This window comes from Rhodanobacter sp. K2T2, assembly GCF_013408815.1.
In the GTDB taxonomy this organism is placed as follows: Bacteria; Pseudomonadota; Gammaproteobacteria; order Xanthomonadales; family Rhodanobacteraceae; genus Rhodanobacter.
In genome coordinates this window covers 42,906-59,450 of sequence record NZ_JACCCA010000011.1, presented here as the reverse complement: position 1 = coordinate 59,450, position 16,545 = coordinate 42,906, and the positions used below count along the sequence as shown (strand labels likewise).

The 16,545-nt window shown below is 62.1% G+C and carries 15 protein-coding genes; 3 read left to right on the top strand and 12 right to left on the bottom strand.

Annotated features, from left to right (window positions below):
• Positions 1-106: 106 nt before the first annotated feature.
• The 4 genes from odhB to HDE78_RS16690 form a co-directional block, all read right to left on the bottom strand.
• Positions 107-1,327, bottom strand: a complete 1,221-nt coding sequence (odhB, locus tag HDE78_RS16705; protein ID WP_179481572.1) for a 2-oxoglutarate dehydrogenase complex dihydrolipoyllysine-residue succinyltransferase — start codon at positions 1,325-1,327, stop codon at positions 107-109.
• Between the two features lie 61 nt (positions 1,328-1,388).
• Positions 1,389-4,232: a 2-oxoglutarate dehydrogenase E1 component gene (locus HDE78_RS16700; protein ID WP_179481570.1), complete on the bottom strand. Its 2,844-nt coding sequence runs from the start codon at positions 4,230-4,232 to the stop codon at positions 1,389-1,391.
• Positions 4,233-4,567: 335 nt separating this feature from the next.
• Complete coding sequence (locus HDE78_RS16695; protein WP_179481568.1) at positions 4,568-5,521, bottom strand: GNAT family N-acetyltransferase; 954 nt, start codon at positions 5,519-5,521, stop codon at positions 4,568-4,570.
• A complete protein-coding gene (locus HDE78_RS16690) occupies positions 5,518-6,711 on the bottom strand; it encodes a cupin domain-containing protein (protein ID WP_179481566.1) in 1,194 nt (397 codons plus the stop codon). Before HDE78_RS16690 ends, HDE78_RS16695 begins: the two co-directional genes overlap by 4 nt.
• 105 nt (positions 6,712-6,816) lie before the next feature.
• On the opposite strand from HDE78_RS16690, the gene cysK reads away from it, so the two are divergent.
• Positions 6,817-7,758, top strand: a complete 942-nt coding sequence (gene cysK, locus HDE78_RS16685) for a cysteine synthase A (protein ID WP_345776081.1) — start codon at positions 6,817-6,819, stop codon at positions 7,756-7,758.
• A 48-nt stretch (positions 7,759-7,806) separates the two neighbouring features.
• Here the strand turns inward: cysK and purB are convergent, their stop codons facing one another.
• Positions 7,807-9,174 (bottom strand): adenylosuccinate lyase, encoded by a 1,368-nt coding sequence (gene purB, locus HDE78_RS16680; RefSeq protein WP_179481562.1) that lies wholly within the window; start codon positions 9,172-9,174, stop codon positions 7,807-7,809.
• Between the two features lie 147 nt (positions 9,175-9,321).
• On the opposite strand from purB, the gene HDE78_RS16675 reads away from it, so the two are divergent.
• Positions 9,322-10,707: a class II fumarate hydratase gene (locus tag HDE78_RS16675; protein WP_179481560.1), complete on the top strand. Its 1,386-nt coding sequence runs from the start codon at positions 9,322-9,324 to the stop codon at positions 10,705-10,707.
• Positions 10,708-10,731: 24 nt separating this feature from the next.
• Here the strand turns inward: HDE78_RS16675 and HDE78_RS16670 are convergent, their stop codons facing one another.
• From HDE78_RS16670 to HDE78_RS16640, 7 genes are all read right to left on the bottom strand, one after another.
• On the bottom strand, positions 10,732-11,274 hold the full coding sequence (locus HDE78_RS16670; RefSeq protein ID WP_179481558.1) for a PDZ domain-containing protein: 543 nt from the start codon (positions 11,272-11,274) through the stop codon (positions 10,732-10,734).
• A gap of 41 nt (positions 11,275-11,315) precedes the next feature.
• On the bottom strand, positions 11,316-12,008 hold the full coding sequence (locus HDE78_RS16665; protein WP_179481556.1) for a hypothetical protein: 693 nt from the start codon (positions 12,006-12,008) through the stop codon (positions 11,316-11,318).
• Positions 12,009-12,056: 48 nt separating this feature from the next.
• Positions 12,057-13,016, bottom strand: coding sequence for an ABC-2 transporter permease (locus HDE78_RS16660; RefSeq protein ID WP_179481554.1), 960 nt, complete (start codon positions 13,014-13,016; stop codon positions 12,057-12,059).
• Positions 13,013-13,870, bottom strand: a complete 858-nt coding sequence (locus HDE78_RS16655; RefSeq protein WP_179481552.1) for an ABC transporter ATP-binding protein — start codon at positions 13,868-13,870, stop codon at positions 13,013-13,015. The genes HDE78_RS16660 and HDE78_RS16655 overlap by 4 nt, the downstream gene beginning before the upstream one ends.
• A complete protein-coding gene (locus tag HDE78_RS16650; RefSeq protein ID WP_179481550.1) occupies positions 13,867-14,259 on the bottom strand; it encodes a GntR family transcriptional regulator in 393 nt (130 codons plus the stop codon). The genes HDE78_RS16655 and HDE78_RS16650 overlap by 4 nt, the downstream gene beginning before the upstream one ends.
• Positions 14,260-14,263: 4 nt before the next feature.
• Positions 14,264-14,629: a hypothetical protein gene (locus HDE78_RS16645; protein ID WP_179481548.1), complete on the bottom strand. Its 366-nt coding sequence runs from the start codon at positions 14,627-14,629 to the stop codon at positions 14,264-14,266.
• 200 nt (positions 14,630-14,829) lie between these two features.
• A complete protein-coding gene (locus HDE78_RS16640; RefSeq protein ID WP_179481546.1) occupies positions 14,830-15,423 on the bottom strand; it encodes an FMN-dependent NADH-azoreductase in 594 nt (197 codons plus the stop codon).
• A 111-nt stretch (positions 15,424-15,534) separates the two neighbouring features.
• Between HDE78_RS16640 and HDE78_RS16635 the strand changes: the two genes are divergently transcribed.
• Positions 15,535-16,524 carry a LysR substrate-binding domain-containing protein gene (locus HDE78_RS16635; protein ID WP_179481544.1) on the top strand — a complete coding sequence of 330 codons (990 nt, stop codon included), beginning with the start codon at positions 15,535-15,537 and terminating at the stop codon, positions 16,522-16,524.
• Positions 16,525-16,545 lie beyond the last annotated feature (21 nt).

Sequence of the window (16,545 nt, the reverse complement as noted above, 5' to 3'; positions counted from 1 at the left end):
TTGATGACTGGTAAAACAAGTCGCAAGCATTTGCTGTTTGCGAGTTCTCAATCTCCAGAGCCTCGTTGTCTATTTTCTGATGGCGGAGGCCGCCATCAGAGAGCGATTAAAGACCGAGCAACATACGCTGCGGATTCTCAAGCTGATCCTTGATGTCGACCAGGAACAGCACCGCATCCTTGCCGTCGATGATGCGATGGTCGTAGGAGATGGCGATGTACATCATCGGCGCGACGATGACCTGGCCGTTCTCGACGATCGCGCGGTCCTTGATCGTGTGCATGCCCAGGATCGCGCTCTGCGGTGGGTTGACGATCGGCGTGGAAAGCAGCGAACCGAAGGTTCCACCGTTGGTGATGGTGAACGTGCCGCCCTGCAGGTCGTCCAGGCCCAGCTTGCCGTCGCGGGCCTTCTTGGCATAGTCCGCAATGCCCTGTTCGATATCGGCAAAGCCCATGTTCTGCACGTCGCGCAGCACTGGCGTGACCAGACCTTTCTCGGTCGACACCGCGATCGAGATGTCCTGGTAACCGTGATAGATGATGTCGTTGCCGTCGACCGAGGCGTTGACGATCGGGCGACGCTTCAATGCCTCGGCCGCGGCCTTGACGAAGAAGCTCATGAAACCGAGCTTGATACCGTGGGTCTTCTGGAACTGTTCGCCCAGCGACTTGCGCATCTTGGTGACTTCGGCCAGGTTCACCTCGTTGAACGAGGTCAGCATGGCGATCGAGTTCTTCGACTGCATCAGGCGCTCGGCGATCTTGGCGCGCATGCGGGTCATCGGCACGCGCTCTTCCGGACGCGAACCCGGAGTCGGCTTGGCGGCCGCCGGCGGGGCCTTCGCGCCACCGTCCTTGCCATAGTTGACCAGGTCTTCCTTGGTCACGCGGCCGTCGCGGCCGGTGCCTTCGACCTTGGAGGCGTCGATCTTCTGTTCGGTGGCCACGCGCAGGCCGGCCGGCGACAGGTCTTCGTTGCCCTTGCCCGAGGATTTTTCGGCCTTGGGCGCTTCGGACTTGGCTGCGGCGACGGGCGCCGGCTTCTCGTCCTTGGCTTCTGCCTTGGGCTCTTCTTTGGCCGCTGCGGCGCCTTCCTCGATGATCGCGATGATCTGTTCGCTGTTCACCGTGTCGCCCACTTCGTGCTTGATTTCCTTCAGCACGCCGTCGACCGGGGAGGGAACTTCCAGCACCACCTTGTCGGTTTCGAGATCGACCAGGTTCTCGTCGCGCTTCACTGCGTCGCCGGCTTTCTTGTGCCAGGTGGCGATGGTGGCGTCGGAGACCGACTCGGGCAGAACGGGGACTTTGACTTCGATCGACATGGGGAATCCTAGGTTTTAGCGCTCGTGGGCGAGCGCGAAGGTCATAAAGCGGCCAAACATCTTATTCTGCCGAGTGATCCGTGCCGACCGGCGCGACGAGCGCCTGTTCGACCAGTGCAGCCTGTTCGGCAACGTGCGTGTTGAGATGGCCGGCGGCGGGGGCCGCAGAGCGCGCGCGACCGGCATACGACAAGCTGTGCTTACTGCTGACGCAGGCCTGCAGGTGATGACGGATCTGGAACCAGGCACCCTGGTTCATTGGCTCTTCCTGGCACCAGAACACTTCCTTGGCCGCCGGGTACTTCTCCAGTTCCGCGGTGACTTCGGCGCGCGGGAAGGGATACAACTGCTCCACGCGGACGATGGCGACGTCCTTCAATTCGCGTTTTTCGGACTCTTCCAGAAGGTCGTAGTAGACCTTGCCCGAGCACAGCACCACGCGCTTCACCTTCTTCGGCGCCAGCTCGCGGTGTTCGCCGATCACCAGCTGGAAGCTGCCGTTGGCCAGTTCGTCCAGGCTGGAGACGGCCAGCTTGTGACGCAGCAGCGATTTGGGCGTCATCACGATCAGCGGCTTGCGCACCGGGCGCAGCATCTGGCGGCGGATCATGTGGAAATCCTGCGCCGGCGTGGTCGGCACGCAGACCTGCATGTTTTCCATCGCGCACAGCTGCAGGAAACGCTCCAGACGCGCGGAGGAATGCTCCGGGCCCTGGCCTTCATAGCCGTGCGGCAGCAGCAGCACTAGCCCGCTCAGACGATTCCACTTCGCTTCGCCGGAGCTGATGAACTGGTCGATGACGACCTGCGCGCCGTTGGCGAAATCGCCGAACTGCGCTTCCCAGATATTCAGCGTATCCGGATCGGTGGTCGAGTGGCCGTATTCAAAGGCCATGACGGCTTCTTCGCTGAGCAGCGAGTCGATCACTTCGACGTCGGCGTCTTCGCGCACGGTGGCCAGCGGCAGATAGGTATGGCCGTCTTTCTGGTCATGCAGCACGGCATGGCGATGGAAGAACGTGCCGCGGCCGGAATCCTGGCCGACCATGCGCAGGTCATGGCCGCCGTCGATCAGCGTGGCGTAGGCCAGGTTTTCGGCAAAGCCCCAGTCGGCCGCCTGCTCGCCGGCAGCCATCTTGCGGCGGTCGTCGTAGATCTTGGCGACGCGCGCCTGCAGCGTGAGATCGGCGGGCAGGGTGAGGATCTGATTGGCCAGCTCCTGCAGCTTTTTCTTCGGCACCGTGGTGTCGGCCGGCGTTGACAGTTTGCCACCGACGAAGCGTGCCCAGTCGACCGGGCGATCGCGGTTGGGTGACGGATCGAGGTCTGCCATAGGCGCGCCGGCTTCGAGACGATCGCGGTAGGCCTCGAACTGCTTCTGCGGCTCGCCTTCGGCCAGCACGCCTTCCTTCACCAGCTTCTGCGCATACAGATCGCGGGTGGTCGGACGCTTGCGGATGATCTGATACATCACCGGCTGCGTTGCCGACGGCTCATCGGCTTCGTTATGACCGTGGCGGCGGTAGCAGACCAGGTCGATGACGACGTCCTTGCGGAACGTCTTGCGGAATTCGTAGGCCAGGCGGGTGACTTCGATCACCGCTTCCGGGTCGTCGCCGTTCACGTGAAACACCGGCGCGTTGACCATCTTGGCCAGGTCGGTGCAGTACAGGGTCGAGCGGGCGTCCTGCGGATTCGAGGTGGTAAAGCCCACCTGATTGTTGATCACGATGTGAAGGCTGCCGCCGATCTTGAAGCCGCGGGCCTGCGACATGTTGAACAGCTCCATGTTCACGCCCTGGCCGGCCATGGCCGCATCGCCGTGGATGATCACGGCCATCGACTTCTCGTGCATCGTGTCGCGGCGGCGGGTCTGGCGCGAATGCACCGAGCCGGAAACCACCGGATTGACAATTTCCAGATGCGAGGGGTTGAACGCCAGCGCCACGTGCACGCCGCCCTTGGGCGTCTTGATGTCGGCCGAAAAGCCCATGTGGTACTTCACGTCGCCCGAGTGTGCCGGATCGTCCGGGTGCTCGAAGCGGCCTTCGAATTCGTCGAACAGCGTCTTCGGCGCCTTGCCCAGAATGTTGACCAGCACGTTGAGGCGGCCGCGATGGGCCATGCCGATCACGAGCTCCTTGATACCGTTGTCGCCAGCAGCGCGCACCACGTCGTCGAGCATCGGAATCAGGCTGTCGCCGCCTTCCAGTGAAAAGCGCTTCTGGCCGACGTACTTGGTGTGCAGATAGCGTTCCAGACCTTCGGCGCCGTTGAGGCAATCGAGTACGCGCTGCTTGCCGGACTTGTCCAGGCCGCTCTTGCCCGCGCGCTGCTCAAGCCGCGTATAGATCCAGTTGCGCTGCTCGTGATTGCTGATGTACATGAACTCGGCGCCGATCGTGCTGGCGTAGGTTTTCTGCAGTCGTGTCAGCAACTCGCCCAGCTTCAGGCGCTTGCCGTCGCCGGCATAGTTGCCGGTGTCGAATTCGGTATTGAGGTCGGCATCGGACAGGCCGTGAAACGCCAGGCCGAGATCGGGCGCCGGCATTTTCTCGGTCAAGCCCAGCGGATCCAGTTCGGCAGCGAGGTGGCCGCGCGAGCGGTAAGCGGTCAACAGGCGCAGTACACCGGCTTGCTTGCGCGCATGCTCGTCGTCAGCCGCCGACACTACGGTGCCGCCGTTGTGGCGCAGCTTCTGGGCGGCCTCGATGCGCGCGATGGCCGGCACGTGCGAGACGTCGCCCGATTCGCGGCCTTTGAACGTTTCGAAGTAGCGACCCCAATCGGAGGATACCGACGCGGCGTCGGCGAGCCAGGAATCGTATAGGGATTCGACGTAATCGGCGTTGCCGCCAGCGAGTTGCGAAGAGTCGAAAAACTCGCGGATCAGATTAGTACTCACGTCACCACCGGCAGGGAAGGGATGCTTGCAACCATCCGTGTGACTGTGAAGTCGCGGTTGTTCGCCGCTAATGCAAGCCTGGCGAAGCGCCCCCACGGATGGCTGGGGATAAAGCCGGGGAATTATACCCTTTGCCTGCTGCGACGCGGCAACCCAAAACGCCAGAAAGTGTCAAGTTCGTGCGCGCTGATGCGGGCCAGCCGCGGACGTTCATCGGGAAGCCGGCATTTTTCAGCGGTTTACCCCGGCTTGAACGACACGCATGTGAAAACTGCGGGCCAGCTTGTATTCAGCGGAACATCGCCACGTGGCCCCATACGGGCCGGATAGGCGAGCTAGATATTCAGCGTCTGCAGCACGCTGGCGCGTTCCGAGCGTTCCCACAGTTCGTCGAAGTGCTTCTGTAGCGGTGCGTTGGACGCGCGGTCGTGCCGTGCGGCGCGGCCGCGAGGACGATCCGCCTCGGGCAGGAAGAGATAGCCGCCGACGTCGTTGAGCAGGTAAGCCGAGATGTCGCCCAAGTCGGCTTCCTCGATCGGCACGCGAACCTGCACGGCACTGGGCAGGCGCTGCACCAGCGGGATCAAACGATGGCTGTTGCGCAGGGCTGCGGCCGGATCGTGCAGCAGCACGCGGACTTGCGCGCCCCGACCGGAAATGGCCACGCGCCGGAATTCGGCCAACTCGTCGGGGCTGGCGAACGTATCGTTATCCAGCGCGGGCCAGTGAATGCAAAGACGGTGACGCGCGTCGCCTAGCACCTGCAGGCGCGCTATCGCGGCGTCGGCCCGGCTGGCGACGGGCAGCTCGCCGATATCGCGCGGCGGTGCGGTATCGCCATCGGCTTCATCCGAAAACGTCAGCGACATCGCGCGGTGTGGCAGGCCGGCGTCGTCGAATACATTGCCGTGCGCGATGAAACCTTCGCGCTCATAGAAGCCGATCGCACTGACCTGGGCGGCAAGCGCGACCTCGCTCCAGCCCAGCGTGCGGGCACGCTGAATCAGTGTGCGCAGCAGCGCCACGCCGACGCCCTGACCGCGCCATTCGCGCAGCACCGCCATGCGACCGATCTTGTGGTCCGGCGACAGGCGCGCGCAGCCGATCGGCTGGCCGGCCTCGTCGCGCGCCAGCACGTGCCAGCATTCGGGGTCGACGCCATCGCGTTCGCGCGCTTCCGGCACGCCTTGTTCCATCACGAAAACCTGCTGGCGAATGCCGATCAGCGCCGCGCGGTCGCGTTCCTTCGACCAATCGGTGATGCCGACATGGAAGTTCTGCAGTTTCACCGGCGGCGCGACTTTTGTATCAGTAGGTGACCATCGTTGACGAGCGCGAGCAGCAGGGCTTTTTCGGCGGCGCTCAGTTTGCCGGCAAGTGCGATCTCACGCTGTTCGCACAGCTGCTGCGCGAGCGCCGGCGTGGCCGGATACGCGTGACCGCTGACGAACAGCGTGCAGCCGGATTTTGCGCGTGTCCACGCCATGCGCGACCACGGATGACGAAGCAGGGTGGGTTGAGCATCGAGTTGCTTGTCGAAGGCCGCCTCGCTCACCGGCTTGTCCAGCGCGGCGGGCACCTGTGCGTTGCGATAGCGGGTGATAAAGCGGCCGAACCAGTCGCGCAGCATGGCGTCGTCCAGCGCAGCGGCAAATGGCAGCGCGACTTTTAGGCGTTCGATCGCGGCGCGATCGATCTCGCCGGTAGCCTTGGCGGGCGTCAGGTCGGGATCGGCGTAGCGCAGCTCCTCGGGCAGTCGCTCGGCGATATGGTCGGCCAGATCGCCGGTCAGTTCGGCCTGCGAGGGGGCGCGCATGCCGATCGACAGCGTCATGCAGGGGCCGCCAAACGCGACGCCGTCGTGCGGCACGCCGGGCGGTAGATAAAGCATGTCGCCGGGATCGAGCATCCACTCGTTCGTCGATTCGAAGTGCGCCAGCTGCTTCAGCTCGACGTCGTGGCGAAAGTCCTTCGGCGCAGCCGGGTCGGTGCTGATGGCCCAATGGCGCTGACCGATGCCCTGCAGCAGGAACACGTCGTACTGATCGACATGCGCGCCGACGCCGCCGCCTTCCTCGGCGTACGAAATCATGATGTCGTCGACGCGCCAGCTCGGCAGAAAGCGGAAGTGTTCCAGAAGCGCGGCGACATCGGCGTCCCACTTGTCGACGTCCTGCACCAGCAGGGTCCAGTGATCCTTCGGCGTTTTGGCGAAATCGTCTTCGCTCAAAGGGCCGGGATGGACGTGCCAGCGATCGCGCTTTTCATCGTGCACGATAAGCCGCGCCAACACGCCGGTCTCGCAAGCCAGGCCGGCCAGATCGTCCGGCTGCAGCGGCGGCTCGAAATCGGCGAACGCGTTGCGGATCAGCAGCGGGCGCTTTTGCCAGTAATCGCGCAGGAACTGGGCGGGCGTCATGCCCAACGGATGTCTGGCGCTGCCGCGGACTTCAATCGGAAAGGGGGCTGGCTTGGTCATTGCCGCATTGTAGCGGTGCGCCGGCGGTCGGGCCGATACAAATTTTACCGTGGCCGGCGCATGATCCGGTTGCCCGGATTCCCCCGCCGCTTTTTGGAGACGCCCGTGATTTACGACAGCATTCTGGACACTATCGGCCGTACGCCTATCGTCAAATTGCACTGCCTCGCGCCCAAGCACGTGGAGATGTACGTCAAGGTGGAGGCTTTCAATCCCGGCGGCTCGGTGAAGGATCGCCTGGCCCTGGCGATCATCCTCGACGCCGAGCAGCGCGGCGCGCTCAAGCCGGGGCAGACCGTGATCGAGGCGACCTCCGGCAATACCGGCGTGGCACTGGCGATGGTCTGCGCGGCGCGCGGCTATCCGTTTGTCGCCGTGATGAGCGAGACGTTCTCGGTCGAGCGGCGCAAGCTGATTCGCGCCTATGGCGGCAAGGTCTTGCTGACGCCGGCCGCTGCGCGCGGCAGCGGCATGGTGCAAAAGGCCAACGAGTTGGCGCACAAGCACGGTTGGTTCCTCGCCAGTCAGTTCGACAACCCGGCCAATCCGGCCTACCACCGGCAGACTACCGGACCGGAAATCCTGCGCGATTTCGCCGGCCGTCGGCTGGACTACTTCGTCAGCGGCTGGGGCACCGGCGGCACACTCACCGGCGTGGGCGAAGTGCTGAAAGTGGCGCGGCCCGAGGTAAAGATCATCGCCACCGAGCCCGCCGGTGCGGCGCTGCTCTCCGGTGGCGAGTGGCAGCCGCACAAGATTCAGGGCTGGACGCCGGACTTTTTACCCAGCGTGCTCAACCGCGGGATTGCCGACGAGATCGTGCTGGTCGACGACGTGCTGGCCCGCGACACCTCACGCGCACTGGCCCAACATGAGGGGCTGTTCGTCGGCCTGTCCTGCGGTGCGACGGTGGCGGCCGCCTTGAAGGTGGCCGCCAAGGCGCCGGAGGGTTCGGTGCTGCTGGCGATGCTGCCGGATACCGGCGAACGCTATTTGTCGACTTTCCTGTTCGAGGGCGTCAACGAAGGTTCCGACGACGTCGAATGAGGTCGCTTATCCAGGCGGCACGCCGATCGACGAGCCGCCTGGACGACCTCAGATAGTTTTCGCCAGCGTTTCGGCCAGGCCGATGTAGCTGCCGGGCGTCAGCGCCAGCAAACGCTGCTTGGCGTCGGCTGGCAGATCGAGGCCGCCGATGAACGTATGCATCGATTCGCGCGTGATGCCCTGGCCGCGGGTCAGCGCCTTGAGCTGCTCGTACGGCTCGGGCAGGCCGTAGCGGCGCATCACGGTCTGCACGGCCTCAGCCAGCACTTCCCAGCTGGCGTCCAGGTCGGCGGCGAGGCGATCGGCATTGACGGTGAGCTTGCCCAGGCCTTTCTTCAAGGACTCCAGCGCGATCAGCGTATGGCCGAAGGCGGTGCCCAGCGCGCGCAGCACGGTGGAGTCGGTGAGGTCGCGCTGCCAGCGGCTGATCGGCAGCTTTTCGGCAAAGTGGCCGAGCAGGGCGTTGGCCAGACCGAAGTTGCCCTCGGCGTTTTCGAAGTCGATCGGGTTGACCTTGTGCGGCATGGTCGACGAGCCGACTTCGCCGGCCTTCAGCGTCTGCTTGAAATAGCCCAGCGAGATATAGCCCCAGATATCGCGCGCCAGATCGATCAGGATGATGTTGGCGCGGCGCACGGCGTCGCAGTATTCGGCCACGCCGTCGTGCGGCTCGATCTGGGTGGTGTAGGCGTTCACCTCGAGTCCCAGGCTTTCGATAAAGCGGCGCGAGAACGCCTGCCAGTCGATTTCGGGATAGGTGATGGCGTGTGCGTTGTAGTTGCCCACGGCACCGTTGATCTTGCCGGAGATTTCCACCGCCGCGAGCTGCTTGCGCTGACGCTGCAGGCGCGCCACCACGTTGGCGATTTCCTTGCCCAGCGTGCTGGGCGAGGCGGTCTGTCCGTGCGTGCGCGAGAGTATCGGCATAGCGGCATTGGCGTGCGAAAGATCGCGCAGTTGGCCGATCACGCCGTCGAACATCGGCAACAGCACCTGTTCGCGCGCGTCGCGCAGCATCAGCGCATAGGAAAGATTGTTGATGTCTTCGCTGGTGCAGGCGAAGTGCACGAATTCCAGTGCTTGTTTCAAGCTGACATCGGCGCTCAGCTTTTCCTTGATGAAGTATTCCACCGCTTTCACGTCGTGATTGGTGGTCGCTTCAATGGCCTTGATGCGTGCGCCATCGTCTACGCTGAAATCGGCGGCAATCGCCTTCAGCGTCTTGATCTGCTCTGGCGTAAACGCCGGCAATTCGACGATTTGCGTATCGGCCGCCAGCGCCAGCAGCCACTCGATTTCCACATGTACGCGCCGATGCATCAGGCCGAATTCGCTGAAGATCGGACGCAGCGGTTCGACCTTGCTGGCGTAGCGGCCGTCCAGCGGTGAGAGGGCGGTCAGGGCATGGGATGACATCGACGGATCCGTTGAGCGGTAAAACGCGCATTCTACAACGGGCCGCCGCGGCCTCGTTTCTCGTCTGCCAAACGCGCGCCCTTGAATTGTCGTGGATCAGGCCTATCGTGAAAGGCGGCTCCCCTTTCGAGATACAGGACGGCAAGCATGAGCAAGTTCCGGATCGAGCACGACAGCATGGGCGAACTGCAGGTGCCCGCCGAGGCCCTGTACGGCGCGCAGACGCAGCGTGCCATCGACAATTTCCCCATCTCCGGCCTGCACCTGCCGCGCGAGTTCATTCGCGCGCTCGGTCTGATCAAGGCGGCCGCGGCCGACGTCAATCTTTCCATGGGCTATCTGAAGAGGCCTCAGGCCAGCGCGATCAGCAAGGCCGCGCTAGCGGTGGCGAACGGCGAATACGACGCGCAGTTTCCCATCGACATCTTCCAGACCGGTTCCGGCACCAGCACCAATATGAATGCGAACGAGGTTATTGCGCATCTGGCGACAAAGGCTGGCACCGCGGTGCACGCCAACGATCACGTCAACTACGGTCAGAGTTCCAACGACGTAATTCCCACCGCGATCCACGTCAGCGCGACGCTTGCCACCGGCGAAAAGCTGCTGCCGGCGCTGAAACATCTGCAGCGTGTGCTCGATCGGCGCGCGCGCCAGCTCAAGCGGGTCGCCAAGACCGGCCGCACGCATCTGATGGACGCGATGCCGATCACCTTCGGTCAGGAGTTGTCCGGCTGGTCGGCGCAAATCGCCTCGGCGATCGAACGCATCGACGACAGTCTCAAACGCCTGCGCCGCCTGCCGCAGGGCGGTACCGCCGTGGGCACAGGCATCAATGCCGACCCGAAGTTCGGCCCGGCGATGGCAGCGCAGCTGAAAAAGCTCACCGGAGCGAAGTTCGTATCGGCCGACAATTACTTCGAGGGCATGGCATCGCAGGACGCTGCCGTGGAGCTGTCCGGCCAGCTGAAGACGCTGGCCGTAGCCTTGATGAAGATTGCCAACGATCTACGCTGGATGAATTCCGGTCCCTTGGCTGGCTTGGGCGAGATCGAGCTGCCCGCGCTGCAGCCGGGCTCGTCGATCATGCCGGGCAAGGTCAATCCGGTGATTCCCGAAGCCACCGCGATGGTGGCCGCGCAGGTGATCGGTAACGATGCGGCCATCACCATTGCGGGCCAGTCGGGCAATTTCCAGCTCAACGTGATGCTGCCGCTGATCGCGTACAACCTGCTGCAGTCGATCGGCCTGCTGGCCAATGTTTCGCGTCTGCTGGCAGACAAGGCGATTGCCGGTTTCACCGTCAATACCGACCGGGTCGATCAGGCGCTGGCGATGAATCCGATTCTGGTGACCGCGCTCAATCCGGTGATCGGTTACGAGAAGGGCGCTGCCACCGCCAAGCAGGCGTACAAGGAGCATCGTGCGATCATCGACGTTGCGCTGGAAACCACTGGTTTGTCGAAAGACGAGCTAAAGAAGTTGCTCGATCCGCTGACGCTGACTAAGGGCGGTATACACGAAGGCAGTTGATGCCAGCGCAGCTGGTCCGCAGGTTTATGGGTGCGGGTTGGTGATGTTGGTGTAGTCGCTGTCGGGTATCGTCACCATCTGCTTGGAACCGCTGCGGCGCAGTTGGATTTTCACGTCGGCGGGTTTGCTCGCTTGTAGTTGCTTGAACAACTCATCCACGTGCTTGACAGCATGATCATCAACCGATAGGAGAACGTCGCCTTTTTGTAATCCCCACAGATTGGCGGGACTCACTTTAGTGACTTCAACGCCTGCGCCGTTATCAGAATGTAACTCAAGGGTACGGCCATCGGAGTTGTGCCAGACAAGGCTATCGTGAGTGTTGTGAAAGCTGGTGTACCAGCCGGCGTAAACCGGCATTGCGGTGAAGGCGGCTGCTAAAAGGGTACCGCACAAGATAAGGTTCAAACGTCGCATCAGGTTTCTCCTCGTGAAAAGTTTTTTACGCATCCGACGTGATTGTTCGTAACGGCAAGTTGCTTTGATTGTCGGCAGACGAAGCTGGTTGAGGTTTCTTCCCTTCAGGAGAAAGGCAATTATTCCGCAGTGGGCGTCTGCCGTTGGCATGCGTATCAGCCTCGTTATCGGTGCAGCTGACGGTCGCCCGATCAATCGGAAAGAACCGCGAAACCTTTCTTGCCGTCCTTGTCCTTTTTATCCTTACCGCAGTCGTCGACGTCCTTCTGCTGCATGGTCGCGTAGGGGCGGAACTCGGGCATTGCGGCGGCCAGTTTCTGCTGCGTGGACAAAAGGTCGGGCATGCGCAGGCAGAGCTTGGCGGCAGAGGCTTCGATCTTGTCGGTTTGCGGCTTGATCGATGCTTCGATGTCCTTGTCGCTTTTACCGGATAGCGCGCCCCACATGGCTTGCTTGGCCGCGTTGATACCCAGATCGGCGCCCTGCGTGCCGATGTCCATGCCGGTTTCGGCGATGCCGACGATCTGCTGGCGATACTCCAGCAGCAAGGTGTGCTGCGCCGGTGTGGCAGCCACCTTGTTGCCGGCGATCAGCAGGTCGCCCTGCGGGGTGATCTCGGCTTTGGGACGCGTATCGTCGTTGCCGCGTCGTTCTCCATTGACGTGTACGCTATTGATGTCGATGTTCTTGGTGGCCAGCTCCTGCTTGGCTTCCTGCATGCCTTTCTTTACCTCCGCACCGATGAACGACGAGGTGGGCTCGCCGGCATCGCTTGTTGCGGATGCCGTGTGGTCGGTATTGCCCGACGGCGAGTCTGCTTGGCCGCAGGCGGCCAGTGGCAGCAGCAGAACAAGGGCCAGCGAGCTGAAATTGACCGGTTTCACAAGTGTTCTCCTTGAATAGTCTCGAATGCGATCGAAAGTCGGCAGAGGTCAGCTATCGTCGCGCCAGCGGCGGAGCCAGATCGCGGCGCTGATCAACACGCTGCCGGCAATCGCACCTATCCACAGGTCGGGTGAGGCGAGGGTGGCGTAGTTGTGGGCCAGGCCGATGTGATCGAGGATGACGGACGGATCGGTGGGCTCGTTGTCGATCTGGGCCGCGTCGCGCAGCCAGCCGCCGGGAACCAGGCTCAACAGCATGCGGCTGACGATGTTTTTCCAGAACCAGCCCGAGCCGAGGTTGAACAGGCCCATCAAGCCGAACCAGCTTACGATCACACCCGCGGCCAGCGGTGCCAGCAAGGCCCACAGGAACGGTTTGCTGCGTGCCCATGCCGAGCAGAACATCAGCCAACCGATGGTAGGCAGCGCCCAGATCGCATACAGCGGAATCAGCGAGATCATGTTGATGGCCACCAGTAGCGGGTGCGAATTCATCAACAGCGCCCACATGTTCAGTCCGTGCAGCGACGCCGTGAACGCGGCGATCAGGAGCAGAAGCAAGCCAGCGGCCGTACCGAACACGCAGGCAATCACTGGCGCAACGATTGATGCGCTGACGACTTTCGACAGCACGGTGTCGCGGTTCGAAATAGGCAACGACTTCCAGAAAAGAATGCTGCGGTCGCGGCGGTCGTCGTATAGCGAGCCGAGACAGTAGAAGAACACGATGATCGCCATGATCATCAGCACGATGCCGGCGACCACGTACATGGCGATATCCAGCCCGGTGCCGATCTTGCTGAGCATGTCGGCATCCATATGGCCGCTGAGGTTGAGTCCTCCGGCAATATTGAAGTGCGTGTTGCTGCGGTTGCCGAGTACCTCACCGGTAATCAGCGCCATGATGTTCAGCACCAGGAACACGCTGCCGCTGATCAACGGCGCCCAGAAAAAGCCGCCGCGATGTTCCCAGAATTCGCGTTTCACAAGCCAGTAGAAGGTTTTCATGCGTAGGTTCCCTTCATGGTGGCAACGAACAGGTCACTGACCGAGGGACGACGGACTTCGCCCATCGCCTCCAGGGTTGACCGTTCGACGCCGTCGAACAGAAAAATGCTTTTGCCGAACACCTGCCGCTCGTCGAGCGGTTTCATGGCGCGGGCTGCTTCGGCGCGATCGCCGTTGACCATCACTTCGATAAAGCGCTCGCCGATCGCGTCCATGTCGGCATCCAGCACGATCTTGCCGTCGCGGATGAACATCAGGTCGGTGAGGATGTGCTCGACTTCTTCCACCTGGTGGGTGGTGACGATGATGGTCTTGTTCTCGTCGAAGTAGTCTTCCAGCAGATTCTGGTAGAACTGCTTGCGATACAGAATGTCCAGGCCCAGCGTGGGTTCGTCGAGAATCAGCAGGCGCGCGTCGATGGCCATCACCAGGGCCAGATGCAGCTGCACGATCATGCCCTTCGACATCTGCCTCACGCGCATGCCTGGGGTGAGCTTGGTGCGGGCGAGAAAGGCCTCGCATTTGGCACGATCGAATCGCGGATGCACGTTGCCGACAAAGTCGACCGCTTCGCTGACCTTCAGCCAGCGCGGCAGTACGGCGACGTCGGCGATAAAGCAGACCTGTTCCATCAGTTTGTCGCGCTGCTTGCGCGGATCCAGGCCGAGCACGTTGAGCTGTCCGGAGAAGTCGGTCAGGCCGAGAATGGCTTTCAGTGCGGTCGTTTTGCCGGCGCCGTTGGGGCCGATGAGGCCGACGATGCGCCCGGCAGGAATCTGGAAACTCAGGTTGTCCAACGCCAGCGAGTTTTTGTAGTGCTTGCTCAGGCCGGTAGCCGTAATGACCGCGCTCATGATGTTTCCTTATCGTTGGCTGGGGCGTCGCCATGGGTATCGGCTTCGCGCAGCAGGGTCTTCAGATCCAGGCCAAGCCGCTGCAGACGTGCAAACAGCATCGGCCATTCCTCGCGCAAAAAGCGCTCGCGTTCCGATTTCAGCAGCGCGTCGCGTGCGCCTTCTATAACGAACATGCCCAAGCCCCTCCGTTTTTCGACCAGTTGTTCGTCGACCAGCTCCTGGTACGCCTTCGAAACGGTCAACGGATTGATTTGATAATCCGCGGCCACCTGGCGTACCGACGGCAGCGGGTCACCTTCGTTCAAGGCGCCGTCCAGGATCATCGCCACGACACGTTGGTGCAGTTGGCGGTAGATCGGGACGCTGTCGTTCCAGGTAATGGTCATTCACTTATTCCTTGCTGATACGGCCGAACTTGTTGCCAAACGAATAGTAGGGCATGGCCAGCTGCGACCCGAGCAGGGCGAGCTGCGCGGTTTCGTTGCCCGGGCCCAACCGCCCGAGTGCCGGCAGCGTCACCAGGGCGGCAGTGCCCATATCGGTAAGAAGGCTGGCCGAACGCAGCTCCTTGGCGCTGGGGCGGACGCTGACCGGCGCCAGGTTGGTGATCTTGATGCCGTCGATTTCGGTGGCGTTGATTTGCTCGGCGCTGGCAGCCTGCGGCGCCATGCTCAGGAGAGCCGTCGTCGCCAGGCTGGCGGAAGTCATCATTACGGCGGCGGCAGCGGCGATCAGTTTCTGATTCAGTGTTTTCATGACGAGTCTCCTTAGTGAGCTTGTTGACCGGTGTTGTAGTTAACTATAACACCAAAACAATAGCCGTCAAGAATTCAAGCGCGACTTTGCAACATGACTGATGGCCTATATGTTCATCTCATTGTTTTGTTTGAATATTTTCAGCTTGAAACGAAAAACGGCCCCGCAGGGCCGTTGGTTTTAGGGGTGATTCCGCCGACTCAGGCGGCTTTGGCGAGCTTTGCCACTAGCGAAGGAATCGCGTTTTGCGCGGATTTGACCGACTGTTCCTTGTTCTCGGGGCTGATCGCGACGCCTTCAGCGCGTACGAAGGTCAGATCGGTGACGCCGAGGAAACCCAATAGGGCAGTCAAGTAGGTCTCCTGGTGGTCAAACGCTGCGAATGGGCCGTCGACGTACATGCCGCCGCGGCTCGAAGCGATGATGACCTGCTTGCCCTTGGCCAGGCCTTCGACGCCTTGCTCGGTGTAGCGAAACGTCTTGCCGGCCACCGCGATCCGGTCTATCCAGGACTTCAGCTGGCTGGAAATACCGAAGTTGTACATCGGTGCACCGATCACCACCACATCCGAGGCCAGAAACTCCTCGACCAACGTGTTGCCTTCCCGACCTTCGGCGGTGCCGGCATCGGCAACAGCGGGCGTCCAGTGTAGCAGCGGCTGCGCGGCAAGGTCGCGATAGCTGATCTGTATGTCCGAAGCCTGTTGCTTCAGCTCGGCGACGATGTCGGCGCTGAGCTGGCGCGAAACCGAATAGTCACCCAGAGCGCTGGAATCGATATGTAGGAGTTTCATCAGGTTTGCCTCTGTGCGCCGGTACTCCGGCAATGCAATCACCATACGTTGCGGACAATCTGGCGATAAGATGGCAATAATCGGACAACTCGTCCTTTCAAGGAAACGATCATGACAGTATTGGCGGGCGCCCTGCAGGATCTCAATGATCTGTATTTTTTCGCGGCGGTCGTTGATCACGGCGGTTTTTCGGCCGCGGGCAGGGCACTTGGCGTGCCCAAGTCGCGATTGAGCAAACGTGTGGCCCAGCTGGAAGAGCGCTTGGGTGTGCGGCTGTTGCAGCGAACCACGCGCCGTTTCGTCGTGACGGAAGTGGGCGAGCGCTTTTACGGTCACTGCCGTGCCGTGTTGGAAGAAGCCCAGGCGGCTCAGGACGCCGTCGACGAGCTGCGCGCCGAGCCGCGCGGCGTAGTGCGTTTGAGTTGCCCCGTGTCGCTGGTGCAGACGGTGCTGGCGCACTTGCTACCCGACTTTCTGGCGCTGTATCCAAAAATGCAGGTTCGGGTGACCTCGAGCGATCGCCGCGTGGATGTGATCGGCGAGGGCTTCGATCTGGCCATTCGCGTTCGCACGAAGCTCGATACCGATGCCAACCTGGTGGTTCGAAGCTTTGGCCAGGGCCGCACCCTGTTGGTCGCCAGTCCATTGCTTCTTGATCGTGCGGGTCGCCCGACTCAGCCCTCGGAGCTGGCGCAACTGCCGGCGCTGTCCATGCGTGAGCACGAGGGTGCCCAGGTGTGGGAGCTGATCGGCGCCGACGGAAAGCAGGTCAGCGTGGAAATGCAGGGGCGACTGATCACCGGCGATTTCGCGCTGCTGCTGGAGGCCGCAAGACGAGGCATGGGTATCGCGCTGCTGCCGGAATTCGTCTGCGCTCCGGCGATCACTCGCGGTGAACTGGAGGTCGTGCTGCCCGAATGGAGCGTGCCGCAGGGCATCATGCACTTTGTCTACCCGAGCCGCCGCGGCATGCTGCCCGGCGTGCGGGCGCTGGTGGATTTTCTGGCCGAGCGGCTTCCGGAGACCACCTTGCTCAAACATCAGCAATGTAAGGAGCGTCCGCTGGAGGATCTTGCTGCGACATCAGCACCCGCTCCCTGACTTGCACATGGCGATCCATGC

What these genes read in the sequence shown, in the direction of transcription:
- HDE78_RS16675 (WP_179481560.1), top strand. Translation starts at nt 9,322, where the DNA reads ATGAGCAAGTTCCGGATCGAGCACGACAGCATGGGCGAACTGCAGGTG.
- purB (WP_179481562.1), bottom strand. Translation starts at nt 9,174, where the DNA reads ATGTCATCCCATGCCCTGACCGCCCTCTCACCGCTGGACGGCCGCTAC.
- HDE78_RS16635 (WP_179481544.1), top strand. Translation starts at nt 15,535, where the DNA reads ATGACAGTATTGGCGGGCGCCCTGCAGGATCTCAATGATCTGTATTTT.
- HDE78_RS16655 (WP_179481552.1), bottom strand. Translation starts at nt 13,870, where the DNA reads ATGAGCGCGGTCATTACGGCTACCGGCCTGAGCAAGCACTACAAAAAC.
- HDE78_RS16670 (WP_179481558.1), bottom strand. Translation starts at nt 11,274, where the DNA reads ATGCCAACGGCAGACGCCCACTGCGGAATAATTGCCTTTCTCCTGAAG.
- HDE78_RS16645 (WP_179481548.1), bottom strand. Translation starts at nt 14,629, where the DNA reads ATGAAAACACTGAATCAGAAACTGATCGCCGCTGCCGCCGCCGTAATG.
- HDE78_RS16640 (WP_179481546.1), bottom strand. Translation starts at nt 15,423, where the DNA reads ATGAAACTCCTACATATCGATTCCAGCGCTCTGGGTGACTATTCGGTT.
- HDE78_RS16690 (WP_179481566.1), bottom strand. Translation starts at nt 6,711, where the DNA reads ATGACCAAGCCAGCCCCCTTTCCGATTGAAGTCCGCGGCAGCGCCAGA.
- HDE78_RS16660 (WP_179481554.1), bottom strand. Translation starts at nt 13,016, where the DNA reads ATGAAAACCTTCTACTGGCTTGTGAAACGCGAATTCTGGGAACATCGC.
- odhB (WP_179481572.1), bottom strand. Translation starts at nt 1,327, where the DNA reads ATGTCGATCGAAGTCAAAGTCCCCGTTCTGCCCGAGTCGGTCTCCGAC.
- HDE78_RS16650 (WP_179481550.1), bottom strand. Translation starts at nt 14,259, where the DNA reads ATGACCATTACCTGGAACGACAGCGTCCCGATCTACCGCCAACTGCAC.